Below are 24,389 nucleotides of genomic sequence, written 5' to 3' on the forward strand. Positions count from 1 at the left end.
ACAAAGCGCTCTGGAGGACACGTGAGAACCACACTCAAGGCCGCGGTCGCCACCATCGGGCTGGCCACCGCGCTCACCGGGCTCGCCGCCCCGGCCGCGCAGGCCGCCTCGGCCTACCCGGTCACGACCACAGTGGACGGCCGGACCGTCAAAGATCCCGGCGTGGCAGTGGGTTCGCAGCGCATCGCGAACATGTACCCGGCGGGCACGTCGGTCACCCTGGCCTGCCAGGACACCGGCCCGGCCTACGGCGGCAGCAGCATCTGGGACCTGACCACCGACGGCCTGTGGGTGCCCGACGCCTACGTCAAGACCGGCTCGACGTCGATGGTCGCGCCGCAGTGCACCACCCCGCACGCCTTCCCGGCCAAGGCGGATCTCAACGGCCGCGCGCAAAAGGGAGACGCCGCCGACGCGACGGGCAGCGTCGCGGACAAGTACCCCACCGGCGCTTCGGTGCCGGTGGTGTGCCAGGCCACCGCCTCGGACGAGATCTGGGACTTCACCGCCGACAACCTGTGGGTGCCCGACGCCTACGTCAAGACCGGCACCGAAGGCTTCGTCAGCGGCGTGCCGCGCTGCGACACCGACGGCCTCAAGCCGGGCGGCTCGACGTCGCCGGCGGACCCGCGGGCCGACAGCGCGATCGCGTTCGCCAAGGCGCGGCTGGGGCACACCGACTGGAACAACCAGTGCGAGCTGTTCGTCGAACGCGCCTTCGGCACGAGCGGCCGGTTCGCCACCGCCACGGCGCACTACCAGTGGCAGAAGAACAACGGTCGGATCCACACCGGTTCGGTCGCCCCGGCCGGCACCGCCGTGTTCTTCACCAGCACCACCAGCGCCGGGCACATCATGCTCGCGCTCGGCGGCGGGGTCGCGATCAGCACCGGCCCGTCGGTGTACCAGACGAACGCGTACGCGCAGCGTTCCGACTACCTCGGCTGGGCTTACGTCCCGTCGGGCTGGTGAACGGATACCGCCCATCCGGCGAAGACCGTTGCTCTTCCACCCACCCGGGACGACCATGAACCGGGCATCGATCCGACCTACTGGGGGTCACATGAGAATGCGCCACCGATTGACCAAGGCCGCGCTCGCCACCGGCGTGCTCGCGGGCCTGCTCGCCGCTCCGGCGGCCGCGCAAGCCGCCGCCGGGCCGACCACCCTGACCGCCGGCCAGTACACGCTGGCGGCGGACTACCACCAGTTCGACACCGTGAACACCGCGCTCGCCTCGACGCTGGGCACGGCGGCCGTGCACACCGTGATGGAGAACGCGAACCACGACCGCACGGCCCTGCCGTCGTCGTTCTCGGTGTCGGGCCTGTCCGGCGGTTTCCGCTTCGACAGCGGCGACAACTCCGACTGCGCGAACTACCCGCAGGGCATCACGACCAGCCGGGACGCGGTCGGCACCGCCAACGGCGGCAACTACGACGGCCACCAGCTCGTGCTGGTCAGCTGGTACACGAAGGACGGCTGCGACGGCGCCCAGCAGCGCAGCCGGATCACCCTGGTCGACTGGGACGCCACCTACCCGAACGCCTACCGCAAGGTCCTGCTGGTCGAGCCGACCGGCACCGCGGCGGCGCCGGACTTCAAGGACATCCCGATCCACGCGGGCGGCGTCTCCTGGTACGGCGACTACCTCTACGTCGCCGACACCGGGAAGGGCATGCGCGTGTTCGACATGCGCAAAATCCTCAAGACGAACACCGGGGGCACCGCCGACCAGATCGGGCACCAGAGCGGCAGCACGTACTACGCGCACAACTACGCCTACGTCCTGCCGCAGGTCGGGTCGATCGCGTCGAAGACGACGTCGGGCACGAACCTCGCGTGGTCGTCGATCTCCCTCGACCGGGTCAGCAAGTCGATCGTCATGACCGAGTACACCTGCTCGTCGGGCTGCACGGACTACCCGAACCGGGCGCCGCGGGCGATCCGGTACCCGTTCGGCTCCACCGGGGTGTTCGCCGCCACGACGACGGCGAGCCAGGCGTTGCAGCTGCCGTGGTACAAGCTCAACGGCGTCGCGTCCCACAACGGCCGCTGGTGGTTCAACTCCTCCGGTCAGAAGCAGCTCTACTACTGGAAGCCGGGCGCGAGCTCGTCGACGTTCGCCTGGGTGGGCAGCGGCGAGAGCATCTCGTACTGGGAGGACGACACCGCCGCCGACCTGCTGTGGTCGCTGCAGGAAGGGGCGGGCAGCCGCAACGTCTTCGCGGTCACCCAGGCCACCTACGGCGGTGGCTGAGGTAGCCTGACCACATCGGACGATTCGGACAGCACAGCGACCCGAGGCGGTACCGCCGCCTCGGGTTGCTGCTTGCCGTCCTCCTGTTCTTCGGCGGCGCCCCGGCCGTCCAGCCGTGGTCCCCTACGCCCGACGGCCCGGCGGTGGCCACGGCGTCGTCGCACGACCTCATCTCGGTCCGCCCCGCCGTCCCGCGCGGGCCCGCCACCACCCCGGTCCCGTGGGCGATCGCCCCGGTGTCGCCGGACACCGCGCCCGCCCCGAAGCCGGGGCGAGCCGAGCACCCCGGCGAGGTCCTCCGCGCGGTCGTGGTCCCGGCTTCGCGGTCCACCCGCGCTCCCCCCGCCTTCGCGAGCTGAACCGTTCCACGGCGCCCGTTCCCGGCGCCGTGTTCCCTGCTGCGCGAAGGACTCCCATGCGTTCCGTTGTCGTGTTGACCCTGCTCGCCGCCACCGTCGCGGCGGCCGCCGTCCTGCTGGGGAAGATGTTCCGGGCCGACGAGCCGCTGCTCGGCGGGCTCGGCATCTGCGTGCTGGTCGGGCCCGGCGCCCTGCTGGCGTTCCTCTACGTGGGCCTGGCCGCCTAGCCGGGCAACCCGGCCGGGGTCCGGTAGCCTGTGTTCACCATCCGAACACCGGTACCGGACTTTCCGCGGAGGCTCCCGTGACCAAACCGACGCGGTCCACGGACACCCGCGCCGACCAGGCGGACATCCAGGCCGTGAGCCGGGTCAGCCAGATCCTGTCCCTCTTCGATCCGGCGACCCCCGAGGTCACCGCGGCCGAGGTCGCCGAGCGCCTCGGCCTCAACCGCACGACGGCGTACCGCTACTGCACTTCCCTGGTCGCGGCCGGGCTCCTGGAGCGCAGCAACGAAGGCGGCTACGCGCCGGGCGGCCTGTTGCTGCAGCTGGGCGCGTTCGCGATCGGCCACCGCCGGGTGGTGAACCTGGCCCCGCGGCACATGCAGGCACTTTCGCGCGCCACGCAGACGAGCGTGGTGCTGAGCCTGTGGGGGCTCACCGGTCCGGTGGTGTCCCGGGTCGAAGAGAACGTGTCGACGATCGTGGTGGTGTCCGTGCGCGTCGGCAGCCACCTGCCGCTGGACACCGCGCAGAGCAAGGTTTTCCTGGCCTACCACGCCGACCAGCTGTCGATGGAACGGCTGATCGGCACCCTGTCCGGCACCGCGCGCGACGAGCTGCGCGCCGACGTCGACCGGGTGCGCGCGGTCGGGCACTGCTCGGCGATGAGCACGCCGGGGATAGTGGCCGTGGCGGCGCCGGTCTTCGACGAATACGGGATCTGCGCGACGATCGCCATCGTGGGCCCGGACAACACGCTGGCGATGGGCGACGACACGCCCGAGCTGCGCGTGGTGGTCGACACCGCGCGGGAACTCACCGCCGAGCTGGGCGGGCACTACCGCCCGGACGACATCCAGCGCGCGGTGTAGGGCAACCACGCCGGCGCGGGTGGCGGCGGCACGTCCGCGTACTCCCGCGTCCCGGCCAGCGCGCTGCCGACGAAGTCCGCGCCCACCCCGGCAACGCCGTCGACCAGCTCGCGGAGCACAGCGGGGCCGCCGATCCACAGCGCCGTCACGACTTCGACCGCGCGCGCACCGGCGGCGAGGAAGCGCAGGACGTCCGCGGCCGTGCGGGCGCCGTTCGTGCCGATCAGCGGCACGTCGAGCCGCTGGAACGCCTTGCCCACCCAGTAAAGGCTCATCGGCAGGCAGCCGGGCGAACTCCACGCGCCCCACGACCCCAGCACCGCGCCGCCGTCGAGGTCGGGCAGGAAACCCGGGTAGCGGCCGACCAGCCCGACCGCGTCCGCGCCCGCCGACCGGGCCGCGCGGGCCAGCGCGACGACGTCGGACGCCTGGCCCGGCAGCTTCACGAAGAGAGGGACGCCGACGGCGGCCCGGACGGTCCGGACCGCGTCGGCCACACCGTCCACTTCGGTCAGCTGCCGCACCGCGCGCGCCTCGCGCCCGTGCGGTGCGCCGACGTTCAGCTCGACCGCCGGGACGATCGAAGCCAGCGCGTGCCCGATCCGCGCGGCCGCGGCCGGGTCGCCCAGGGTGATGCTGCCGAGCACCGGGCAGTCCCGGGGAGCGCCGTGGGCGACCGCCGCGGCCAGGGTGGCGAGCCAGTCGTCCAGGTCCACCTGCGCGAGCCCGGAGCGGTTGAGCAGCCCGTCACCGGGCCCGGCTTCCCCCGGCGGCCGCACTTCGCCGCCAGGGGCCACGAAGGCGTAGCCGGCGATGTCCAGCTGGCGCCGGGCGGCGGCGCTTTCGTTGACCGACTTGGCCACCACCGCCCCGGCGCCCGCGTCGACGCACGCGGTGATCCCGTCGAGGGTCATGGTCAGCTCGGAGGAGCCGACCCACACCGGGTTGGCGGTGGCCAGGCCCGCGACGTCCACCCGATCCACTCAGGACAGTTTCGGGATCGTGCTGTCGTCGGCCATGTCGACGTCCTTGGTCTCCGGGCCGAGGAAGCCGCCCAGGCTGATCAGCAGGCCGGCGAGCACGATCAGCACGCCCGGCGCGAGGTGCGCGGGCATGAAGCCGTCGAACTGCTGCAGGTAGAACTGGTAGAACGCGGGCGCGATGAGCGCGAGGCTGTAGCCGACGCCGTAGCCGGTCGACCGGATGCTCGCCGGGAACCGCTCGGTCAGGTAGGCCGCGATCGGGCCGAAGGTGCCGACGGTGAACACCCCGATGAGCACGCCGAAGCCGAGCGCCGCGCCGAAGCCGCCGTTCGACGCCATCAGGAGCGTGTAGGACCCCGCGCCGAGCACGACCATCGAGAAGCCGTAGCCGATGTAGAACCGGCGGCGGCCGATGCGCTGGGACAGCATGCCGAACAGCGGGTAGGAAAGCGCCGCGGACGCGTTGATCACCAGCATCGTCAGCGTGACCTCTTTGCTGGACAGTTCGAGGTGTGCCTTCAGCTGCGCCGGCGTCACGGCCGCTTCCATGTTGGTCGCGAGCCAGGTGCCGGTCATCAGGATGAAGACCTGGCCCAGCGCCCGCGGGTACTTCCGCAGCAGCCGGACGAACGGGAGCTTGTGCTTCTCCCCGGTCAGCTGGGCCGGGGGCTCGTGGACCTGCTTGAGGTAGTAGCGGAACAGCACCGCGGCCAGCAGCGCGCCGACGAAGAACGGGATGCGCCAGCCCCACTGCACGTACGCGCTGTGCAGGCCGGCGGCGGGCAGCAGCTGCAGCATCAGCAGCGTGATGGCGGCGATCACCGCGTACGCGGCAGGTGAGGTCGAGGTGATGATCGAGGCGTAGAGCCCACGTTTGTGCTTCGGGCTCCACTCCATCGCCAGCGGCACCGCGGTCGTGTACTCGCCGCCGAGGAAGATCCCGTCGACGAAGCGCAGGGCGATCAGCAGGCCGACCGACCACACCCCGATCGTCTCGTGGCCGGGCAGGCACGCGGTCAGCAGCGTGATGGTGCCGAAGCCGCCCACCGCGACCAGCGTCGTGCGCTTGCGCCCGACCGTGTCGGCGAAGTGGCCGAAGATGATCGCGCCGAGCGGGCGGCCGATCAGCGTCGAGGCGAACACCAGCGACGCGAGCAGCGCCGTCGTGCTCGCACTGATGTTCGCCGCCTGGAAGTACGCGGTCGCCGGCGCCAGCACGACGATCGGCAGGTAGATGTCGAACTGGTCGACGAAGTAGGCGAGCGTCCCGCCGCGCACCGCGGCGCGCACCTTGGCGGGGTCCGGGCCGTGCGGGGAACCGGGTCGCGCGGCCGTCTCCGCGGCGCTGGGCGGTGTGGACATCATCGTCCTCCGTTTTCGAACCTAGTGTTCACGAAGCGAACGTGAGTCACTCTAAATACCGCCAACCGTGAACACAAGAGCGGTCACAGGGTTGACAGCCGGTCTTATAGTGAACTTTGACTTCATAATGCGAACGAGAGGCACGCTGATGAGCCCCGCCATCGCCGCCGTCCTGGACGGCCTGGTCGACATGCACGTCCACTCCGGCCCCAGCCCCTTCCCGCGGCGCTTCGACCACGTCGAAGCCGCGCAGGACGGCGCCCGGATCGGGATGCGCGCCATGGTCGCGAAGTCCCACCACCACAACACCCAGATGGACATCCTCGCGATGAAGGGCCGGCTCGAAGGCGTCAAGGCGCAGGCGTTCGGCGGGATCGCGCTGAACAGCACCGTCGGCGGCCTCAACGTCCACGCCGTGCGGATGACCCTGCGCATGGGCGGCAAGGTCGTCTGGTTCCCGACCATCTCCTCCGGCCGGCACATCGACTGCCACCCCGAGGACGGTGCCTTCCCGACCACCACCGTCCCGCTGACGCTGGAGCGCATCGACATCGTCGACGGCGAAGGCGCGCTCAAGCCCGAGGCGCTCGAGATCCTCGACGAGATCAAGGAGCAGCAGGCCGTCCTCAACGGCGGCCACATGTACCCCGAGTACATCAAGACGCTGTTCCAGGAGGCGCACGAGCGCGGCATGAAGCGGATGGTCGTCAGCCACCCCGACTTCGTGATCGGCGCCGACCCCGCCGTGTGCCGCGAGCTGATCGAGCTCGGCGCGTTCATCGAGCACGAGGTCGGCATGTACGACCCCGAAGGCACCCAGAAGTGGGACCCGAAGAACCTGCTGACCTGGATCGAGGCGCTCGGCCCGGAGCACACCGTGCTGGCGTCGGACTTCGGCCAGAAGGCCAACCCGAAGCCGGTCGACGCGTGGCTGCGCGTCAGCGAAGCGCTGCTCGACCTCGGCCTGCCGGAGAAGGACCTGCGGCGGATGGTCCGCGACAACCCGGCCTACCTGCTGAACCTCGACGCCTGAAAGGACGCGCTCGTGTACGAAAAGGACGATCCCCGCGCGGGCCTGGCCACCGCGGCCCGGCCCGACAGCGGCGCCGCGATCACCGCCGCGCAGTACCTCGACCTGCGCGAAACCCCGGTCGTGCGGGCCCAGAACGTCATCCTGATCCACACCGACGCCCACGACGGCGACGACCTCGACAACGGGACCCTCGAAGGCGAGCTGGCGATCGTCGTCACCGGCGCCTCCCCCGCGTTCACCGTGCTCACCGCCGACGGCGCGACCAAAGTGGACTCGCCGGGACTGGTCGTCGTCCCGCCCGGGGCGTCGCGGATCAGCGTGCACGGCGACGGCCCGCTCGTCCGCCTGGTCGAAGCAACCGAACCAGCGTGGCGGGATCGCGTCGCCAACGCCGATGCCTACGCGCAAGCCCACCCGCGCGTCACGCTGCTGGAGCGCTGGCCGGCGCCCGCCGAAGAGCGCGTCCGCTTCTACCCGCTGTCCGAGGTACCCGACGACCCGAAGCGGTTCGGCCGGATCTTCCGGACGCGGTCGTTCATGGTGAACTTCCTGCCGCTGCAGGACGGCCCGCGCGACCCGCGCAAGCTCTCGCCGCACCACCACGACGACTTCGAGCAGCTTTCCCTGGCCGTGCAAGGGGAATACGTGCACCACATCCGCACGCCGTGGCTGCCCGACAGCACCACCTGGCGCGAGGACGAGCACGTGCGGATCGGCAGCCCGTCGGTGACGGTGATCCCGCCGCCGACCGTGCACACGTCCGCGGCGAGCGACCCGGGCGTGAACCAGCTGATCGACATCTTCAGCCCGCCGCGGGTGGACTTCTCGGAGAAACCGGGTTGGGTCCTCAACGCCGACGATTATCCGATGCCGTGAGCGCGCGTACGGGCGGCGGGTTGTTCACCCGCTCGCATACCCCCGTGGGTACGTGGCTGAAGATCGCCTCGACCGAGCCGGCCGAGATCATGGCGTTCGCCGGGTTCGACTTCGTGGTCGTCGACCTGGAACACGCGCCGCTGGACCTGGTGACGGCGTACCGGCTGATCAACACCGCCGCGGCGCTGGGCATGACGCCGATCGTGCGGGTGCCGGACAAGACGCCGTCGACGATCCAGAAGATCCTCGACGCGGGTGCGATGGGCATCCTCGTCCCGCACGTCGACACGGTCGAAGAGGCGGCCGCGGTCGGGCGCGCGTGCCGGTTCCCGCCGCACGGCGTCCGCGGCGCGGGCGGCACCAGCCGCGCCGGGGCGTGGGGACTTCGCGCGAACCCCGAATACCTGGCGACCGGCAACGACGACGTCCTCTGCATCCCGCAGCTGGAAAGCGTCGAGGCGATCAAGGCCGCGCCGGAGATGCTGGCATTGGACACCGTGGACGCCGTGTTCGTCGGCGCGGCGGACCTGTCGATGTCGATGGGATCGACGCCCGCGTCGCCGGACGTGCTCGACCTGATCGCCTCGGCCATCGCGGCCGCGCACGACGCCGGGAAGAAGTGCGGGCTGGCGTTCGGCGGGGTCCCGGACAAGGCCGCTCAGGCGGTGCGGGACGGCTGCGACTTCGTCCTGCTCAGCAACGACACCACGATGCTGGCCGAAGCCGCGCGCGGGCTCGTCACCGCGTTCCGGGACGCGACTTCATGACGTTGTCCCTGCCGCGCACGGCGTTGTCGATCGCCGAACTGGACGACCTCGGCCACGACGGGGTCGTGCGGTTCGTGCGGACGCTCGAGGACTACGGGCACCGGATGGTGTGGATCCCCGAAGTCACCGGGCGCGAGGCGTTCACGACAGCTTCGCTCGTCCTGGCGTCGACGTCGAGCCTGATCGTCGGCAACGGCGTCGCCCGGGCGCTGGAGCGCGTCCCGAAGTCCGCGGGGTCGGCGGCGCGGGACTTGGCCGCCGGCTACCCCGGGCGGTACGTGCTGGGGCTCGGGGTCAGTGGCGCGGTCCGCGAACGCGGGGTCGGACCGCTGCCGTTCCTGCGTGACTACCTCGACGGCGTCGACAAGGTGGCGTCCGGGGTGCCGCGGGTCCTCGGGGCGTACTCGGCCGGGATCACCCGGCTCGCGGCCGAGCGGGCCGACGGGCTGATCACGTTCCTGGTCACGCCCGAGCACACCCGCTGGGCGCGCGAGACGATCGGGGACCTGTTCCTGTCCGTCGTCCAGTGGGCGGTCGTGGGCCGCTCGCGCGCCGAGGCCCGCGAAGCCGCGCGGCAGCGGCTGGCCTACTACCTGACCCTCCCCCACCAGATCGCGAAGCTGACCCGGCTGGGGTTCACCGAGGCCGACCTCGCGCCGCCGGGATCCGACCGGCTCGTCGACGCGCTCGTCGCCTGCGGCACGCCGTCGCAGGTGCGCGAGGCGGTCCAGGCCCAGTACGACGCGGGCGCCACGCAGGTCGCGCTGACCCTCGTGGGCCCGCTCGACGACGTCAAGCTCGACGCCTACCGCGCACTCGCCGAAGAGGAGATCTGATGCGCCCGGCCGAGAAAGTCATCATCACCACCGCCATCACCGGCTCGGTGAACATCCCTTCGCAGAGCCCGTACCTGCCGTTGTCCGCCGACGAAGTGGCCGACGCGGCTTTGGAGGCCATCGAAGCCGGGTCCGCCGTCGTGCACCTGCACGCCCGCGAACCGGACGGGCGGCCCACTGCGGACCCGGCGGTCTTCGAGAAGATCGTCGGGCGGATCACCGCGCAGACCGACGCCGTCGTCAACATCACCACCGGCGGGGCGTCGTCGATGACGATGGACGAACGGCTCGCGGCGGCGCGGCAGCTGAAGCCGGAGCTCGCGTCGATGAACATGGGGTCGATGAACTTCGTCTACTCCGGCATCGCGGACAAGGTGACGGAGTGGAAGCACGACTGGGAAAAGCCCTACGTGCGCAACACTTACTCCCACCCGTTCGTGAACACCTTCGACCGGATCGAGGACACGCTGCGGACGCTCGGCGAAGCCGGCACGCGGTTCGAGTACGAGTGCTACGACATCGGGCACCTGTACTCGCTGGCGTACTTCGCGGAACTGGGCCTGGCGAAACCGCCGCTGCTGATCCAAGGCGTGTTCGGGGTGCTCGGCGGGATCGGTGCGGACCACGCGAACCTGGAGCACATGGTGCGGATCGCCGACAAGCTCTTCGGCGACGACTACCAGTTCTCGGCCTTCGCGGCCGGGCGCGACCAGCTGGCGTTCGGCACGCACAGCGCGTGGCTCGGCGGGCACGTGCGGGTCGGGCTGGAGGACAGCCTGTGGATCGGCAAGGGGAAGCTCGCGCGGAGCAACGCCGAGCAGGTCCGCAAGATCCGGGCCGTGGTGGAGGATCTCGGCAAACCGATCGCGACCCCGGCGGACGCCCGGGCGATGCTGGCACTGCGAGGAGGAGCGGCATGAGCCTGCTGACGGGGAAGGTGGTCCTGGTCGTCGGGGCCAGTTCGGGCATCGGCGCGGACGCGGCGCGGGTGTTCGCCGAGGACGGGGCCTCGGTGATGCTCGTGGCGCGGAACGAAGAACCGCTGGCGAAACTGGCGGCGGAGCTCGCGGACTTCGACGTCGCGTACACGACGGGTGACGTGTCTTCGGCGGCCGATGTGGACGCGTTCGTCGCGGCGACGGTGTCCCGCTTCGGCCGCCTGGACGGCGCGTTCAACAACGCGGCGATGGGCGGCAGTGGCCGGCTCGACGCCGTGACGGAGGCGGACTTCGACCGGATCATGGCGGTGAACGTCAAGGGCACGTGGCTGTGCCTGCGCGCGGAGATCGGCGTGATGGAGGCGCAGGGGTCGGGGGCGATCGTGAACGTGAGCAGCATCGGCGGCCTGCGCGGCAGCCCGGGCATGGGTGCCTACCAGGCGACGAAGCACGCGGTGATCGGCCTGACCCGCACCGCGGCCCACGACTTCGGACCGCTCGGCATCCGGGTCAACGTGATCGCCCCGGGCCCGACGGAAACCCCGATGCTGGCCGAACTCCGCCGCACCATCCCGGGCGGCGTCGAAGCCCGCATCGCGGCAACACCCTTGCGCAAGGCCGGCACGGGCGCGGAAGTCGGCTCGACGGCGGCGTTCCTGCTGAGCGACCGGGCCAGCCACCTGAGCGGCGTGGTCGTCCCGGTCGACGGCGGCTTCACGGCCTGAGCTTCACCGCAGGTCGGGGATCAGCTCGCCGATCAGGCGGATGCTCTTCAGCACCTTGTCGTGCGGGATGCCGCCGATCTGCTGGAGGCACATCATCCGGTCGATGCCCAGCTCCGCGTACGCGCGCAGCTTCTTGCGGCACGTCTCCGGGCTGCCCACGATCAGCGAGTCCTGTGCGCTCAGCACTTCGAAGACCTCGTCGTCGGCGACCTGCTCGCCCTGCAGGATGCGGGCGATCAGCAGGTTCGCCGCCGACGGGGTGTTCGCCGCCTCGCCGCGGAGGAAATCACCCGTCAGGCCGCCGCCGTCCGCGGCGGAGAGGAGCTGCTCGTTGCGGGCGTTGGCGCGGACGAACTCCGTCGCCGCCTCGAAGAACGTCAACGCCGTCACCGTGTACCAGGCGGCGGCCGCCGCGGCGCCGTTGCGCATCGCTTCTTCGTCGGTGTCCGCGCAGTGGACGAACGTGAAGAAGCCGACCTGGTCGTTGACGAACGCGCCGACCGGGTCCGTGCACGCCGCGGCCGCCGCGCGGTAGAGGCCGACCAGGCGGCCCGCGCGTTCCAGCGACTCCCACATCGTCGTGCCCAGCACGCCCACCCCGCGCCGGCCCGCCTCCTCGAACGACGCCGGGCTCGCCGCCGCCTGCCAGATCGGCGGGTGCGGCCGCTGCACCGGCTTCGGCCCGATCGGCACGTCGTCGATCCGGTAGTCGTCGCTGCGGTGGGAGAAGCGCTCCGCCGTCCACATCTTCGGCACCATCTCGAACGCCTGCTGCGTCTGGGCGCGCGCCTCGGCCGGCTCGATCCCGAACAGGCGCCACTCCGGGATCGTCGAGCGGGTCAGGCCCAGCTCGACCCGGCCGCCGGAGAGGTGGTCGAGTGTCGCCGCGCGTTCGGCGACGCGGATCGGGTGGTTGAACCGGCCCGGCGCGAGCACGGCGGCGTGCCCGAGCCGGATCCGGCTGGTGCGCTGGGACAGCGCGGCCAGCATCAGCTCCGGCGCCGAGGAGAGGCTGAACTCCCCCGCGCCGTGGTGCTCGACCTGCCACCAGCAGCCGTACCCGAGCTCGTCGGCGAGGACGGCCTGTTCGATCGCCTGCCGGAACCGCAGCTGCTCGTGCCCTTCCGGCCACGGGCGCGGGTTCTGGATTTCGTTGAACAGGTCGAGCTGCATCCGCGGCCTCCGCTCGTCGGGTCACCGAGAAGTCAGTCCCCGAGAGCGACCACGCCGTTACGGAAGTCGCACGTTCGGCGCAGCGATCACCCCGGCCCGAGATCGGCCGACAGCCAGTGCTCCGGCCGCAGGAACACCGTGACGTGCTCGCCCAGCTCCTTCCGTTCGTAGGCCACGAACTCCTCGGCCGCACCCGGCGGCAGGTACCGCGACGCCATCTCCAGCGACCGTTCGTCGGTGTCCGGCTCCGTCCTGGTCACCGGTCCCTCGACCGAGACGTACCGGACCGTCGGCGACGTCCGCTGCGCCAGCAGGCTGAACCGGCCCGCCGCGAGGATCGCCTTCGTCTTCCGCGCGCCGGCGCCTGTGCGCACCCACAGTTCGCCGCCCGGCGTGTACTGGTACCAGATGGGCACCACGAGCGGTGCCCGGTCGGGCCGCTCGACCACCGACAGCGCTCCGACGTGCGGTTCCGCCAGAAACTCCTCGCGTTCCTCCTGGGTCAGCACCATGACCGCGAAGCTACCCGCGGGGTCCGACAAAAACGTACGCTGGCGCGACGGGTCCCACGATCGAGGCGGTGACCATGGCCGTCCAGCCGAGCGGGCCGCGCCGGGCCGAAGTGCTCGCCGCCCTGTCGCTCGCCATCGACCTCGGGCTCGGCCAGCCGATGGAGCACATGCTGCGGTCCGCGCTGCTCGCGACCCGGCTGGCCGACCGGCTCGGCCTCGGCGAAGAGCGGCGCGCGACGACCTTCTACGCCACCCTCGTCGCCTGGATCGGCTGCCACGCCGACTCCCACGAGCTGGCCGGCTGGTTCGGCGACGACATCGCCTTCCGCGCCGCCACCTACCGGGTGAACTGGACCGGCCTGCCGTTCCTGCGGCTGCTGGCCGGCCACGTCGGCCGGGACCGGGCCCCGCTCGCGCGTGGCGTGCTCGCCGCCGTGTTCCTCGCCGGCGTCCGCGGGCGGATGGCGGCGCTGATCCACTCCCACTGCACGTCCGCCGCCCGGCTGGCCGACCGGCTGGGGCTGGGCGGCGCCGTCCGCGACGCGCTCGCGTGCACGTTCGAGCGCTGGGACGGCAGCGGCCTGCCCGCCGGCGCCCGCGGCGACCAGCTGCCGATCGAGATGCGCGTGGTGCACCTCGCCGAGGTCGCCGAGGTGCACCTGCGCCGCGGCGGGCCCGACGCCGCCGTCGCGATGGCCGAAGCCCGCAGCGGCAGCCAGTTCGACCCGGCCGTGGTTGCCGCGTTCACCGCCGCGGCACCGGAAATCTTCGATGGACTCCTCGACGGCGACGTCTGGACGGCCGCCCTCGACCAGGCCCCGGACCGCGACCGGACGCTCACCGAGCCGGAGCTGGACGAGCTGCTCACCGCGATCGGTGACTTCGCCGACCTCAAGTGCCCGTTCGCCATCGGGCATTCGCGCGGCGTCGCCGGGCTCGCCGCCGAAGCCGCCCGGCGCGCGGGACTGTCCGAAGCGGATACCCGGCTCGTGCGGCGGGCCGGGCTCGTGCACGACCTGGGCCGGATGGGCGTGCCCAACAGCATCTGGGAAAAGCCCGGCCCGCTCTCGGAAGCCGAGCGGGAGCGCGTCCGGCTGCACCCCTACCTGACCGGCCGGATCCTGCGCCGCGTAAGGGGTTTGGAGGACGTCGCCGCCGTCGCCGCCGCGCACCACGAACGGCTCGACGGCTCGGGCTACCCCCTGGGTGCGGGCGGCGCCGCGCTCACGCCGTGCGCGCGGCTGCTGGCCGCCGCCGACGTCTACCACGCGCTGCGCGAGCCCCGCCCGCACCGCCCGGCGCGCGACGCGGTCGACGCCGCCGAGATCCTCCGGCAGCACGCGCGCGAAGCCCGGCTGGACGCGCGCGCCGTCGAAGCCGTGCTGCTCGCGGCCGGGCACCCCGCCCGTCGCCGTGCGTCCTTCCCGGCCGGGCTGACCGCCCGCGAAGCCGAAGTGCTGCGCCTGCTCGCCGGCGGCGGCTCGAACCGGGAGATCGCGCGGGCGCTGTCGATCAGCGAGAAGACGGTGCGCAACCACGTCGAGCACATCTACGCCAAGGCCGGCGTCACCAACCGCACCGGCGCCGGGCTCTTCGCCCTCGAGCACGGCATCACGAGCGCGTTCCCCGCCGCCGGAAGATGAGGCATCCGCCCCATGCGCCAGCGGCGGCGCCGGGGCGAGGCTGACGGCGTCGAAAGGAGCGCGCCATGCCCACCCGCGCCGTCATCAGCCTCACCACCGGGCTCGAAGACCCGGAAAAGGTCACCGTGGCCTTCCTCGTCGCCGTCGGGGCCGCCGAGCAGCACCGCGAGACCCTCATGTTCCTCACCAAGGAAGCGGTCCGGCTCGCCTTGGACGGGTTCGCCCAGGCCGTCGCCTGCGACGGCTGCCCGCCGCTGGCCGACCTGGTCAAGCGCTACGAAGCCGCCGGCGGGCGCTTCCTCGTGTGCCCGATCTGCTTCACCGCCCGTCACCTCGGCGACGACGGCCTCGTCGCCAACGCCGCGCTCGGCGGCACGGTTCCGATGTGGGAGTGGATCGGCGATGAGCCCGTCACGACCTTCAGCTACTGAACCCACGGCGGGCGAACGGTTCGCCCGCGCGCTCGCCGCCCGCGACGCCGCCGCGCTGCGCGGTGTCCTGGCCGCCCGGGTCGACTTCGCGGCGCTGACCCCGGGCCGCCACTGGACGGCGGCCGACCCGGCGGAAATCGCCGACGGCATCGTCCTGGGCCACTGGTTCGGCCCCGGCGACCGGATCGACGAGCTCTGCTCGGTGACCGGCGGCCGGGTCGCCGACCGCGAGCACGTGGCCTACCGGCTGCGGGTGCACCGCGACGGCGTTGCCCACCTCGTCGAACAACAGGCGTACTACACGGTGCGGGACGGCGGGATCGACTGGCTGCGCGTCCTGTGCTCCGGCTACCGGCCGCTGCCGGGCTGAGATCCCGATCACGTGGGCGTGGCTCACCGCGCCCACGGGACCTCCGCCTGCCATCCTGTGCCGTCAGGAAGACAGGCGGACGGAGGCACCCGTGGGCGTCATCAGCTGGATCGTGCTCGGGCTCATCGCGGGCGTGATCGCGAAGGTCCTGATGCCGGGCAAGGACCCCGGCGGCTGCATCATCACGATCCTGCTCGGGATCGGCGGTGCCTTCGTCGGCGGCTGGGTGGGCAAGACCCTGTTCCACACGGACCTCGGCACCTTCTTCGACCTGCGCACGTGGGGCCTGGCGGTCCTGGGCGCGCTGATCATCCTGGTGATCTACCGGCTGGCGTTCGGCCGCCGCGACTGACCCCGGTCAGTTGAGGCTGACGCCGTACGCGCTCAACGCCTCGCCCACCGGCTGGAAGAAGGACGTCCCGCTGCCCTTGCCGGACGTGATGCCGAGGCCGACGCTGCCCGCGAACAGGCAGCCGCCCGAGTCGCCGGGGTTGACCAGCGCGTTGGTCTGGATCAGCTGGTACACCGAGCCTTCGGCGTAGTTGACCGTCACGTTCAGGCGCTGGACCGAGCCCGACGTCAGGTGCGTCGTGCTGCCGCTCTTGCTGATCCGCTGGCCGACCGTCGCGGTGCCGGCGGAGCTGATCCGCTGCGTGGAGCCGTTCCACAGGGTGACCGCGCCGGGCGCGCTGCCGGTCGTGTTGCGGATCAGGCCGTAGTCGTTGGTCGGGAAGCTCGCGCCCTGCGACGGGCCGACGTTCCACTGCGACACCGCGCGGGTGCAGTGGCCGGCGTCGATGAGGTAGTTCTGGCCGCCGCGGTTGGTGTTGAAGCCCGCCGAGCACCGCGTGCCGCCGCCGGTGATCGCTTCGCCGTTGTAGATCGCCGTGTGCATCTCGCCGGCGACGCGCTCCACGCGGACGCGGTCGCCCAGCGCGCCGGCCGCCTTCAGCAGCGCGTCGGTGCCCTTCGCCGCGTCGGCCACGGTCAGCACGATCCGGTTGGTCGCCGGGTCGAGGCCGATCGAAGTGTGCGCGACCGCGGGCAGCGCCTGCAGGGTGTCCTGCGCGCTCGTCAGCGCGGCGCTGGAGTGCTTGACCAGCTTGGCTTGCGCCCCCGCCGCGGTGACCTGGTCGGCGGCGGCCTGGTCGAGCACGTTGACGACCGGCTTCGCGGCCGCGTCGAGGTACCCGCCGGCGGCGCGGGCCCCCAGCGCGGCGGTGACCTGCTGCACCGTGCCGACGCTCGCGGCCTGCGTGCGCAGCAGCGCGACGGCGGCGGACTCGCTGATCCCCGCTTCCGCGGCGAGGGAGGCGACCGCTTCGCGCTGCACCGACGGCGAGTAGCCGTCGATGGTGGTGGCGGTGGCGCTGACGGGCGTGAAGAACCCGATGGCCGCGGCGGCGGCCAGGAGGGTCGTGGCGGTTCTGCGCATGCCGGGAGCTCACTTTCGCGGGAAGCCGGCGAGGGGTGGCCACGCCGGCCACGGTGGGGGAACCGGTGATCCGGTGAGCTCGAGGGTGCGGCGCGGGCCGCGAGCGGCGGTACCGACTTTCGTCGGACAGGACAAAAGATAGGTATCCGGGCAAATCGGTTACGCGGTTTTCGCGGGCAGTAAGCCTGCCGGTGCGGGCGGTCACTGTGCGCGGTTCGGGCGTACGAGTGGTTCCACCGCCACGGGGCTAGCGGGCGCGTACCGTTTCAAGGACGGACATGGCGCGCTCTCCTCCCCCTCGGTGCGCGCCATGTCCACCCCACACGCCGTGGACCTCGACCCGGTCTGGTGGCTGCAACGCTGAGCACCGCGCGCAACCGCCCGCGAGCCGCGCCGCCCGGCACGCAGCCGCTACTCCGGCCGGCCCTCCCAATGCACCACACCCGGCGGCTCGACGAACTTGCGCAGGTGCTGCTCCTCGGTCCGCCCGTGCAGCGGGAACCGGAAGCTGGACCCGTCCGGCCAGGTCAGCGTGTGCCGCCGGAAGTTCACCGATGGGGCGTCCGGCTGCCGGGCCTCCCAGACGATCTCCGGCGGGGGCGCGTCGGCCGGGTCGATGTACGTCGAGCCCGTCTCCACCAGTGCCACGCAGGACGGCGAAAACGCCAGCCACGGGCCCTTCCGGGACCTCAGCCGGTCGGCCAGGGCGAGGACCTGCGCGTCCGCCGGGCCGGTGACGCGGATGTCCCGCTGGAACGGGCGGCCCGCGCCGCCGCCGTTGGCCAGGGAGAACACCGACACGACCGCGGTGCCGACGCCGCGCAGGAAGCCGCGGAAGAACTGGCTGACCTGCTCCTCGCCCTCCACCGTGCCGTCCTGGCGACGGCCGGGCACCTCGAACCCCACGTCGGGGTCGCCGAGGCGCAGCACGATCACCGGCTCGTGCCAGCGGTCGCGGACCAGTGCCTCGACGCGCTCGCGGAACCCCGGGCGGACCTGGGCGTCGTCCGCCCACTGCTCGGCGCGCGCGTTGAGCGCGGCCGCCCGCTCGGCTAGATGTCGAGGTCCTTCCGGGTCTCCTCCGGACTCCGGTCCCCGCCGATCTCGCTCTTGTCGAACCACGGCTCGTCCCCTTCGGACGTCACGGCGTCTTTGCCTTCGGCGAACGCACCCTTGGCGGCCCCGATGCCCGCCTTCACCCCGGCGCCGGCGAGCAGCGGCCCGGCGCCGACCGAGGTGCCGAACATCGTCGTGAGCACCCGGTTGCTCGGCTGGAAGCCCTGCGCGGCCGCGCCGAAGCCGAACTTGGTCTCGCCGGGCATCACCCCGACCCGCAGCTTGGTCGTGAACTTGACGACGTTCGTCGAGAACTTCGCCAGGAAGTCGATGAAGGTGTCCAGCAGCTTGCCGAACTTGCCCAGGTACCCGGTGACCTTCTTCAGCACCGTCGCGGCCTTGGCGATCGACGCCGTCATCGCGGCGGCGACCGTGCCGCCGAAGCTGATCACCGACGCGGCCAGCGCGGGCAGCCACAGCGTGATCAGCCAGGACACCAGCTCGGTGATGATCCCCTTGATCACCTCTTCGATGACCACCATGACCATCGACCACATCTGCAGCACCTCGGCGACCGAGCCGGCCGCCGAGCCGACGCCGCGGATGCCGGAGGAGAAGTCGCCGAGCGCTTCCTTCGCGGCGTTGCCCGCCTCGTCCACCCACTCGGCGAGCGCGGTGTCGCCGGTCTTCTCGAAGTCGTCGGCCAGCGCGACGAAGCCCTGCGCGATCGTCACGAAGTTCTCCGAGGCGTGCCCGATCGCCGGGCCGTCGCCGGTGACCTGGTGCAGCGCGTCCTGCAGCGGCTGGACGAGTTCGAGCAGCATGTTCAGGCCGTGGCTGACCAGCCACCCGATGGGGTCCATCGCGAAGGTGACCATGTCGCCGGCGGCGGCGCCGACGAACGCCGCCCCGTCGCCGACCAGCGCGCCACCGGCGGAGGCCAGTTCGCTCGGGTTGTCGGCCTGGAAGGCCTGCTGGGCGTGCGCGCCGATCGACTTGCCCGCCTTGTAGGCGGTGCCGGCCACCGGCACGTAGCCCGCCGCGCGGTCGAGGTTCGCGCCCATGCTCTCGTCGTACGCTTCGACGTTCAGCGCGTCGGCGATGCTCTTCTTCGGCTCCGTCATTCGCCCTGTCCCCCGACCGCGTCGATTTCCGCCTCGTAGCGCCCGAAGGCGATCTTGCCGGCGTCTTCCATGCCCTGGTACATCTCGGCGGCCTTGGTCAGCTTCGTGGTGAAGCCGTCGACGCCGTCCTTGAGGTCGGTCAGCAGCGACCGCAGCTCGGTGAGGCGATCGGTGTAGCCCTGCTTGGCGAAGAGGCCGATCAGGCCCCAGGCCTCGTTCGTGACGTCGGCGGCGTCGATCTTCGCGCCGAACTTCTCCGCTTCCCCCTCGTAGAAGGGCAGCTGCCGGGCGTAGGCGTTGATCGCGCCGATGTTCGTCTGAATTCCGTCTGGCATCGCGGTTTCCCTAGGATCGGCGGAGGATGGGGCCCTGACCGAAGTCGTCGTCCTCGTCGGCGGCGGGCCGCCGGACGGGCCGCGACGGCTGCCGCGGCTGCGGTTCCGACGCGGGCTCGGGCGCCGTGGTTCCGAACGCCTCGGTCTGGGCTTCGCGAACCTGCGCGGAGACGTCGACGCCGAACGAGTCGCCGAAGGCCTCGTCGACGATGCCGGCCTGCTGCTGCACGGCCCCGGCCACCGCCCGCCGGATGGTGTTCATGATCGTGGCGGCGAGCTGCCCCGGCTCGACCCGCGTGGCCCCGGCGGTGAGCCGCAGGTCGGTGACGGTCCCGCCGGCCCCGGCGGTCACGGTGACGGTCCCGTCCGGCGAGGTGACGGTGCTCTCGAGGCGCGCGACCCGCTCCTGCATGTCACCGACGCCGGCGAAGCGGGCCTCGGCCTGCCGCACCTTGCTGCGGAAGTTTTCGAACTGGGCGATCAGCTCGTCCATCTGGGCGGACATGTGTCTCCCTTGCGCATTACGGGGGCCGTTGTCCGCATCATGACAGATTCGCCCCGTGGCCGATCCCGTTTCGGCGGATCCGGTCGCGGTCCGTGGCGGAACGCGCGGTCACCCGCAAGCGAACTCGGCGGCCATGGCGCCGGGCATCCGCGAGCCGTTCCCGCCGACGATCACCCGAGCACGCGCGAGCCGGACCGCGCCATGCCCGCGGTCTGTCGGCGGATGTCTTCCGCGGCGTCGCCGGTCCTCAGCACGAGCTCCCACAGCTCGGCTTCGAAGACGACGTTCATCGCCGCGTCAGAGGCAGGGTGGCCGGTAGTGGTCGACGCGCAGGCCGCGGAACTCCAGCTCGTTCGGCGTCTTCCCGACGAACACCAGCCCGCGCGCCTCGCCCAGCGCCGAAGCGAACGAGTACGGCGGCGTCCCCAGCTCCGGCAGCGACGTCCACCGATCGGGTGCGAATCCGAAGAACCTGGTCACCAGCCGCCCGCCCGTGGACGGGACCGGCGTCAGCCACTTGTCGCCGCCGCTCCAGTGCGACGCCGGGCGCAGCTGCACGTACAGGTCGTCGCTCGCGCGGTAGGTCAGCCAAAAGCCCTTCGAGCGCGAAAGGTCGGCCTGGGCCTCGAACTCGTTCCCCAGCCACACCACCGCGACGTGCCACTCGGCGTCGAGGAACGACACCTTCGCCGTGTACCGGTGGTGGTCGGGGACCAGGAGGCTGCCGGTCGCCGGGACCGTGGTGCCCTCACCGCTCGCGAGCCACTGCTGGAACCGGTCGATCGACGGGGTCGCGCACTCGCGCGCGGCCCCGGCCGCCGGCGCCGGTGCGATCACCGGGAACACCAGCAGGGAAGCCACTGCCGAGAGCGTCCTGGCGAAGGGAAACCGACCGCGCATCCCGGGAAGTTAGCACAACAAGACCGCCCGGCCAGGGCGTCGAGCCGGACGGCTAGGCTCGACGTCGGCGAAAACGACCACCATCGCCGACGCCGAACGGCGGGCAAGTGCACCACGACGCGGGAGAACAACCCATGCTGGACCGAGCGGTCATCGACGCCCTCTTCCCTGCCGACCTGCCCGAACCGGGGCACTGGGAGGAGCGCTACCCCGCCCGGCAGCTGCCCGAAGGCGCGCTGGTCACGCGCTTCGGCCCGTCGCCGACCGGGTTCGTGCACATCGGCGGCATCTACACCGCCACCATCGACCAGGACGTCGCCCGCCGCTCCGGTGGCCGCTACCTGGTGCGCGTCGAGGACACCGACCAGTCGCGCGAGGTCGAAGGCGCCGCCGAGCAGTTCGAGCGCGGCTTCCGCTACTTCCACCTCGCCGCCGACGAAGACGTCGAGCGCGGCGGCGACTACGGGCCCTACCAGCAGTCCGCCCGCGAACAGATCTACCTGAGCTACGTGCGCGAACTCCTCCGCCAGGGCAAGGCGTACCTCGACTTCGCGACCAAGGACGAGCTCGCCGCCATCACGCAGCGGCAGCAGGCCACCAAGCTGCCCACCGGCTACTACGGCAGCTGGGCCATCTGGCGCGACGCCGACCCGGCCGACGTCCAGGCGAAGCTCGACGCGGGCGAGCCGTACGTCGTGCGGTTCCGCGCCCCGGACGACACCGGCGCCCGGGCCCGGTTCACCGACGCCATCCGCGGTCCGCTCGAAGCCGAGGCCAACCGCAACGACGTCGTCATCCTCAAGAGCTCCGACCAGAGCCCGCGGCTGCCGACCTACCACTTCGCGCACGCCGTCGACGACCACCTCATGCGGGTCAACCTGGTGATCCGCGGCGACGAGTGGATCTCGTCGGTGCCGGTGCACCAGCAGCTGTTCGACGCGCTCGGCTTCGAGCCGATCACCTACGCGCACATCGCGCCGCTGATGAAGCAGGAAGGCGGCAGCAAGCGCAAGCTGTCCAAGCGCAAGGACCCGGAGGCGTCCGTCGACTTCTACATCGAAGCCGGCTACCCCACCGAGGCCGTCCTCTACTACCTGCGCGGCCTCGCCAACGGCCGGCTCGCCGAGCTGCCGCTCGAGCAGGCGCTGGCCGAGCCGATCAACCTCGCCGAATGCGGCGTCGCGGGCCCGCTCGTCGACCTGGTCAAGCTCGACGACATCGCCGCCGACCACATCGCGACGCTGTCCGGCCCGGCGATCCTCGAGGCGGTCCGCACCTGGGCCGCGCAGTTCGACAAGGAGCTGCTGGCGGTCCTCGACGCCGAGCCCGAACTCGCGCTGCGGGCCCTCGCGGTCGAGCGCGACGGCGCCGAGAACCCGCGCAAGGACCTGAAGAAGTGGAGCGACTTCCGCGCTGTCTACGGGTTCTTCTTCCCGCAGCTGCACGCGGCGGTGACCGGCGCGGACGACGAGCGCATCGCCGCGCTCGGCGTCGACCCGGCGGTCGTCCAGGCGGTCGCCCGCGACTTCTCGGAGAGCTACCAGCAGCTCGACGACGGCGGCGAGTGGTTCGACCAGATCCGCGCGGTGGCGGCCAAGCACGGCTTCGCCCGCAACGCCAAGGAGTTCAAGAAGAACCCCGAGGCGTTCCCGGGTTCGATCCGCGAGGCGTCGCAGATCATCCGCATCGCGCTGTCCGGCTCCACGCGCAGCCCGGACCTCCACGCGATCAGCCAGGCGCTGGGCCGCGACGAGGTCCTCGCCCGCATCGCCCCCCTGGCGAAGTAGCGGCGCCGGCCCGGCCGGGGGTCACTCGGCCGGGTCGGGCTTCGTTTCTTCCATCATCAGCAACGCGCCCTGGCTTTCGCCGTTCGAGGTGCGCAGGGAACCGCAGAGCAGCCGGACGACCGCCGCACGGCCACGGCGGTTGATCGCGTCCAGCATCAGCTCGCCGTAGTAGGACGAGTCCGACAGCGCTTCGCGCAGGACCGGGCGCAGCTCCGCCACCGGCAGGCCGATGTCCAGGTTCAGCAGGTGGGTGCCCTCGGCCTCTTCCCGCCGCACGCCCCAGAGGTCTTCCGCGCCGCGGTTCCACGCCTTGATCCGCATCTCGGCGTCGATCACGACGATGCCGGCCCGGATCGAGGTGAGCACCGACTCCAGGAACTCGTTCACCTCGTCGAGGTCGAGGCTGCGCTCGCGCAGGGCGTCGTTGATCGTCTGCAGTTCGTCGTTGGTGGACTGCAGCTCCTCGTTCATCGTCTCCAGTTCCTCGTTGGTGGACTGGAGCTCTTCGTTCGTCGTCTCCAGTTCCTCCACCGTGGACTGGAGTTCTTCGTTGGTGGTCTCGAGTTCCTCGTTGGTCGACTGCAGTTCCTCGTACGCCGACTCGAGCTGCCGGTTCGTGTGCTCCAGCTCGGTGAGCAGCTGGCGCGCCCAGCTCACGTCGTGGAACACCACCGAAACGCCGAGCAGCGCCTTGGCCTTGTTCACCAGCGGGTTGACGTGCACCTCGTACCAGACGGTCTCGCCGGCCCGGCGCCACTCCACGTCCTTGATCCGCAGCGACCGGCGTTCGAGGCGGGCCTGCTCGACGTAGGCGCGCAGCGCCACCGGCCGGTAGGAGACGTCGAGGTCGCGCAGCGGCCGCCCGATGTCGCGTTCGGACAGTCCGAACGCGACTTCCGCCTGCGAGTTGATCAGCGCGGTCGTCTCCTCCTCGGTGACGACGATCTGGGCGACCGGGCTCGCCGAAAAGGCGTGCTCACGCAGTTCTTCGAGGCCGGAGATGTCCTGGGTGCGCCGCTGCGGGAAGCCCTGCGAGACGAAGTGGTTGAAGCTGACCGGGGCGTTGACCGCCTTGCGGAACACCCGCCGCTTGAGGTCCATCGGCTCGAAGATCCGGGTGTGCGACAGCAGCATCTCGGCCTTGCCGAGGAACAGCACCCCGCGGGAAGCGAGCGCGAAGTGGAACCGCTCGAGCACCTTCGTCTGCGTCTCGGCGTTGAAGTACATCAGCGTGTTGCGGCAGACCAGCAGGTCGATGCGGGAGATCGGCGCGTCCTGCACCAGGTCGTTGCGCCCGAAGATGACCGACCGGCGCAGGTCCTTGCGGAAGCAGTACCGGCTCCCCTGCAGCTCGAAGTACTGCTCCAGCTGGGCCTCGGTGAGCCCTTCGACCTCGGCCGGGGTGTAGGCCGCGTGCCGGGCCTGCACCAGCGCTTCGTCGTCGACGTCGGTGGCGTAGATCTTCACCCGCTGCCGGAACGCCTCGATCCCGAGCGCGTCGGCGAAGAGCATGGCCAGGCTGTAGGCCTCCTGCCCGCCCGCGCACCCGGCGCTCCACACGCGGATCGGCTCTTCGGGACTGCGCTCGGCGAGCAGCGCGGGCAGCACCTCTTCCCGCAGGTAGTCCCACGCGTCGGGGTCGCGGAAGAACCCGGTCACGTTGATCAGGATGGTGTTGAAGAGCGCGACGAACTCGTCGGCGTTGACCTGCAGCTGGTCGATGTAGTCCGTGTAGTTGTCGATCTCGACCTGGCTCATCCGGCGGCGGACCCGGCGCATCAGGCTGCTGCGCTTGTACCCGGTGAAGTCGAAGCCCCGTGACTCCTTGAGGTAGGTCAGCACGGACTCGAACTCGCCGTTGGGTTCCCTGGGCTCGCTCACGA

At 71.4% G+C, this 24,389-nt stretch carries 27 protein-coding genes; 16 read left to right on the forward strand and 11 right to left on the reverse strand.

Annotated elements, in window-relative coordinates:
• Window positions 1-21 precede the first annotated feature (21 nt).
• The 5 genes from SD460_RS27625 to SD460_RS27645 all read left to right on the forward strand — a co-directional run bounded on the left by SD460_RS27625 (window position 22) and on the right by SD460_RS27645 (window position 3,715).
• Window positions 22-972, forward strand: coding sequence for a hypothetical protein (locus SD460_RS27625; protein WP_290058476.1), 951 nt, complete (start codon window positions 22-24; stop codon window positions 970-972).
• 97 nt (window positions 973-1,069) lie between these two features.
• On the forward strand, window positions 1,070-2,260 hold the full coding sequence (locus tag SD460_RS27630; RefSeq protein WP_290058478.1) for a hypothetical protein: 1,191 nt from the start codon (window positions 1,070-1,072) through the stop codon (window positions 2,258-2,260).
• Window positions 2,261-2,325: 65 nt separating this feature from the next.
• The gene (locus SD460_RS27635) at window positions 2,326-2,619 is read left to right on the forward strand and encodes a hypothetical protein (protein ID WP_290058480.1); all 294 of its coding nucleotides are present in this window, start codon (window positions 2,326-2,328) and stop codon (window positions 2,617-2,619) included.
• 56 nt (window positions 2,620-2,675) lie between these two features.
• Window positions 2,676-2,846: a hypothetical protein gene (locus tag SD460_RS27640; RefSeq protein ID WP_290058481.1), complete on the forward strand. Its 171-nt coding sequence runs from the start codon at window positions 2,676-2,678 to the stop codon at window positions 2,844-2,846.
• Between the two features lie 77 nt (window positions 2,847-2,923).
• Window positions 2,924-3,715, forward strand: coding sequence for an IclR family transcriptional regulator (locus SD460_RS27645; RefSeq protein ID WP_290058482.1), 792 nt, complete (start codon window positions 2,924-2,926; stop codon window positions 3,713-3,715).
• On the opposite strand, the gene SD460_RS27650 is transcribed toward SD460_RS27645, so the two are convergent.
• The gene (locus SD460_RS27650) at window positions 3,682-4,698 is read right to left on the reverse strand and encodes a dihydroorotate dehydrogenase (RefSeq protein WP_318306935.1); all 1,017 of its coding nucleotides are present in this window, start codon (window positions 4,696-4,698) and stop codon (window positions 3,682-3,684) included. The genes SD460_RS27645 and SD460_RS27650 overlap by 34 nt on opposite strands.
• Window positions 4,699-6,060 carry an MFS transporter gene (locus SD460_RS27655; protein ID WP_290058484.1) on the reverse strand — a complete coding sequence of 454 codons (1,362 nt, stop codon included), beginning with the start codon at window positions 6,058-6,060 and terminating at the stop codon, window positions 4,699-4,701.
• A gap of 148 nt (window positions 6,061-6,208) precedes the next feature.
• Here SD460_RS27655 and SD460_RS27660 point away from each other — a divergent pair, with 148 nt between their 5' ends.
• From SD460_RS27660 to SD460_RS27685, 6 genes are read left to right on the forward strand one after another with little or no spacing between them, the layout of a single operon-like run.
• Window positions 6,209-7,093, forward strand: a complete 885-nt coding sequence (locus SD460_RS27660; protein ID WP_290058486.1) for a DUF6282 family protein — start codon at window positions 6,209-6,211, stop codon at window positions 7,091-7,093.
• Between the two features lie 12 nt (window positions 7,094-7,105).
• Entirely contained in the window at window positions 7,106-7,969 is an 864-nt protein-coding gene (locus tag SD460_RS27665; RefSeq protein WP_290058488.1) for a cupin domain-containing protein, read from the forward strand.
• Window positions 7,970-8,013: 44 nt separating this feature from the next.
• Complete coding sequence (locus SD460_RS27670; RefSeq protein ID WP_290058490.1) at window positions 8,014-8,736, forward strand: HpcH/HpaI aldolase family protein; 723 nt, start codon at window positions 8,014-8,016, stop codon at window positions 8,734-8,736.
• Entirely contained in the window at window positions 8,733-9,572 is an 840-nt protein-coding gene (locus SD460_RS27675) for an LLM class flavin-dependent oxidoreductase (protein WP_290058491.1), read from the forward strand. The genes SD460_RS27670 and SD460_RS27675 overlap by 4 nt, the downstream gene beginning before the upstream one ends.
• Complete coding sequence (gene kce, locus SD460_RS27680) at window positions 9,572-10,492, forward strand: 3,5-dioxohexanoate:acetyl-CoA acetone transferase (protein WP_290058492.1); 921 nt, start codon at window positions 9,572-9,574, stop codon at window positions 10,490-10,492. Before SD460_RS27675 ends, kce begins: the two co-directional genes overlap by 1 nt.
• On the forward strand, window positions 10,489-11,235 hold the full coding sequence (locus SD460_RS27685; RefSeq protein WP_290058493.1) for an SDR family NAD(P)-dependent oxidoreductase: 747 nt from the start codon (window positions 10,489-10,491) through the stop codon (window positions 11,233-11,235). The genes kce and SD460_RS27685 overlap by 4 nt, the downstream gene beginning before the upstream one ends.
• 3 nt (window positions 11,236-11,238) lie before the next feature.
• Here SD460_RS27685 and SD460_RS27690 read toward each other — a convergent pair whose 3' ends face one another.
• Together SD460_RS27690 and SD460_RS27695 are read right to left on the reverse strand one after the other, a co-directional pair.
• Window positions 11,239-12,408: an LLM class flavin-dependent oxidoreductase gene (locus SD460_RS27690; RefSeq protein WP_290058495.1), complete on the reverse strand. Its 1,170-nt coding sequence runs from the start codon at window positions 12,406-12,408 to the stop codon at window positions 11,239-11,241.
• A gap of 86 nt (window positions 12,409-12,494) precedes the next feature.
• Window positions 12,495-12,920: a pyridoxamine 5'-phosphate oxidase family protein gene (locus SD460_RS27695; RefSeq protein WP_290058497.1), complete on the reverse strand. Its 426-nt coding sequence runs from the start codon at window positions 12,918-12,920 to the stop codon at window positions 12,495-12,497.
• A 74-nt stretch (window positions 12,921-12,994) separates the two neighbouring features.
• On the opposite strand from SD460_RS27695, the gene SD460_RS27700 reads away from it, so the two are divergent.
• The 4 genes from SD460_RS27700 (at window position 12,995) to SD460_RS27715 (ending at window position 15,716) form a co-directional block, all read left to right on the forward strand.
• Window positions 12,995-14,563: an HD domain-containing phosphohydrolase gene (locus tag SD460_RS27700; RefSeq protein ID WP_318307216.1), complete on the forward strand. Its 1,569-nt coding sequence runs from the start codon at window positions 12,995-12,997 to the stop codon at window positions 14,561-14,563.
• 65 nt (window positions 14,564-14,628) lie between these two features.
• Window positions 14,629-14,994 carry a DsrE family protein gene (locus SD460_RS27705; protein WP_290059561.1) on the forward strand — a complete coding sequence of 122 codons (366 nt, stop codon included), beginning with the start codon at window positions 14,629-14,631 and terminating at the stop codon, window positions 14,992-14,994.
• Entirely contained in the window at window positions 14,966-15,364 is a 399-nt protein-coding gene (locus SD460_RS27710) for a hypothetical protein (protein WP_290059563.1), read from the forward strand. Before SD460_RS27705 ends, SD460_RS27710 begins: the two co-directional genes overlap by 29 nt.
• Window positions 15,365-15,455: 91 nt before the next feature.
• Window positions 15,456-15,716: a GlsB/YeaQ/YmgE family stress response membrane protein gene (locus SD460_RS27715; protein ID WP_290059565.1), complete on the forward strand. Its 261-nt coding sequence runs from the start codon at window positions 15,456-15,458 to the stop codon at window positions 15,714-15,716.
• A gap of 6 nt (window positions 15,717-15,722) precedes the next feature.
• On the opposite strand, the gene SD460_RS27720 is transcribed toward SD460_RS27715, so the two are convergent.
• The 6 genes from SD460_RS27720 to SD460_RS27745 all read right to left on the reverse strand — a co-directional run bounded on the left by SD460_RS27720 (window position 15,723) and on the right by SD460_RS27745 (window position 20,680).
• Entirely contained in the window at window positions 15,723-16,799 is a 1,077-nt protein-coding gene (locus SD460_RS27720) for a S1 family peptidase (protein ID WP_290059567.1), read from the reverse strand.
• A gap of 411 nt (window positions 16,800-17,210) precedes the next feature.
• Entirely contained in the window at window positions 17,211-17,921 is a 711-nt protein-coding gene (locus SD460_RS27725; protein ID WP_318306936.1) for a hypothetical protein, read from the reverse strand.
• On the reverse strand, window positions 17,852-18,979 hold the full coding sequence (locus SD460_RS27730; protein ID WP_318306937.1) for a hypothetical protein: 1,128 nt from the start codon (window positions 18,977-18,979) through the stop codon (window positions 17,852-17,854). Before SD460_RS27730 ends, SD460_RS27725 begins: the two co-directional genes overlap by 70 nt.
• A complete protein-coding gene (locus SD460_RS27735) occupies window positions 18,976-19,314 on the reverse strand; it encodes a hypothetical protein (protein ID WP_290059571.1) in 339 nt (112 codons plus the stop codon). The genes SD460_RS27730 and SD460_RS27735 overlap by 4 nt, the downstream gene beginning before the upstream one ends.
• A 10-nt stretch (window positions 19,315-19,324) precedes the next feature.
• Complete coding sequence (locus SD460_RS27740; protein ID WP_290059573.1) at window positions 19,325-19,819, reverse strand: YbaB/EbfC family nucleoid-associated protein; 495 nt, start codon at window positions 19,817-19,819, stop codon at window positions 19,325-19,327.
• 297 nt (window positions 19,820-20,116) lie between these two features.
• Entirely contained in the window at window positions 20,117-20,680 is a 564-nt protein-coding gene (locus SD460_RS27745) for a hypothetical protein (RefSeq protein WP_438860671.1), read from the reverse strand.
• Window positions 20,681-20,853: 173 nt separating this feature from the next.
• On the opposite strand from SD460_RS27745, the gene SD460_RS27750 reads away from it, so the two are divergent.
• Window positions 20,854-22,506 carry a glutamate--tRNA ligase gene (locus tag SD460_RS27750; RefSeq protein ID WP_290059578.1) on the forward strand — a complete coding sequence of 551 codons (1,653 nt, stop codon included), beginning with the start codon at window positions 20,854-20,856 and terminating at the stop codon, window positions 22,504-22,506.
• Window positions 22,507-22,527: 21 nt separating this feature from the next.
• Here the strand turns inward: SD460_RS27750 and SD460_RS27755 are convergent, their stop codons facing one another.
• On the reverse strand, window positions 22,528-24,387 hold the full coding sequence (locus tag SD460_RS27755) for a CheR family methyltransferase (protein WP_290059580.1): 1,860 nt from the start codon (window positions 24,385-24,387) through the stop codon (window positions 22,528-22,530).
• Window positions 24,388-24,389: the final 2 nt, after the last annotated feature.

Origin of the sequence: Amycolatopsis solani (assembly GCF_033441515.1) — a bacterium.
Lineage (GTDB): Bacteria > Actinomycetota > Actinomycetes > Mycobacteriales > Pseudonocardiaceae > Amycolatopsis > Amycolatopsis solani.

What these genes read in the sequence shown, in the direction of transcription:
- SD460_RS27740 (WP_290059573.1), bottom strand. Translation starts at nt 19,819, where the DNA reads ATGTCCGCCCAGATGGACGAGCTGATCGCCCAGTTCGAAAACTTCCGC.
- SD460_RS27700 (WP_318307216.1), top strand. Translation starts at nt 12,995, where the DNA reads ATGGCCGTCCAGCCGAGCGGGCCGCGCCGGGCCGAAGTGCTCGCCGCC.
- SD460_RS27655 (WP_290058484.1), bottom strand. Translation starts at nt 6,060, where the DNA reads ATGTCCACACCGCCCAGCGCCGCGGAGACGGCCGCGCGACCCGGTTCC.
- SD460_RS27720 (WP_290059567.1), bottom strand. Translation starts at nt 16,799, where the DNA reads ATGCGCAGAACCGCCACGACCCTCCTGGCCGCCGCCGCGGCCATCGGG.
- SD460_RS27630 (WP_290058478.1), top strand. Translation starts at nt 1,070, where the DNA reads ATGCGCCACCGATTGACCAAGGCCGCGCTCGCCACCGGCGTGCTCGCG.
- SD460_RS27690 (WP_290058495.1), bottom strand. Translation starts at nt 12,408, where the DNA reads ATGCAGCTCGACCTGTTCAACGAAATCCAGAACCCGCGCCCGTGGCCG.
- SD460_RS27695 (WP_290058497.1), bottom strand. Translation starts at nt 12,920, where the DNA reads ATGGTGCTGACCCAGGAGGAACGCGAGGAGTTTCTGGCGGAACCGCAC.
- SD460_RS27705 (WP_290059561.1), top strand. Translation starts at nt 14,629, where the DNA reads ATGCCCACCCGCGCCGTCATCAGCCTCACCACCGGGCTCGAAGACCCG.
- kce (WP_290058492.1), top strand. Translation starts at nt 9,572, where the DNA reads ATGCGCCCGGCCGAGAAAGTCATCATCACCACCGCCATCACCGGCTCG.
- SD460_RS27735 (WP_290059571.1), bottom strand. Translation starts at nt 19,314, where the DNA reads ATGCCAGACGGAATTCAGACGAACATCGGCGCGATCAACGCCTACGCC.
- SD460_RS27685 (WP_290058493.1), top strand. Translation starts at nt 10,489, where the DNA reads ATGAGCCTGCTGACGGGGAAGGTGGTCCTGGTCGTCGGGGCCAGTTCG.
- SD460_RS27710 (WP_290059563.1), top strand. Translation starts at nt 14,966, where the DNA reads ATGAGCCCGTCACGACCTTCAGCTACTGAACCCACGGCGGGCGAACGG.
- SD460_RS27730 (WP_318306937.1), bottom strand. Translation starts at nt 18,979, where the DNA reads ATGACGGAGCCGAAGAAGAGCATCGCCGACGCGCTGAACGTCGAAGCG.
- SD460_RS27675 (WP_290058491.1), top strand. Translation starts at nt 8,733, where the DNA reads ATGACGTTGTCCCTGCCGCGCACGGCGTTGTCGATCGCCGAACTGGAC.
- SD460_RS27750 (WP_290059578.1), top strand. Translation starts at nt 20,854, where the DNA reads ATGCTGGACCGAGCGGTCATCGACGCCCTCTTCCCTGCCGACCTGCCC.
- SD460_RS27660 (WP_290058486.1), top strand. Translation starts at nt 6,209, where the DNA reads ATGAGCCCCGCCATCGCCGCCGTCCTGGACGGCCTGGTCGACATGCAC.
- SD460_RS27640 (WP_290058481.1), top strand. Translation starts at nt 2,676, where the DNA reads ATGCGTTCCGTTGTCGTGTTGACCCTGCTCGCCGCCACCGTCGCGGCG.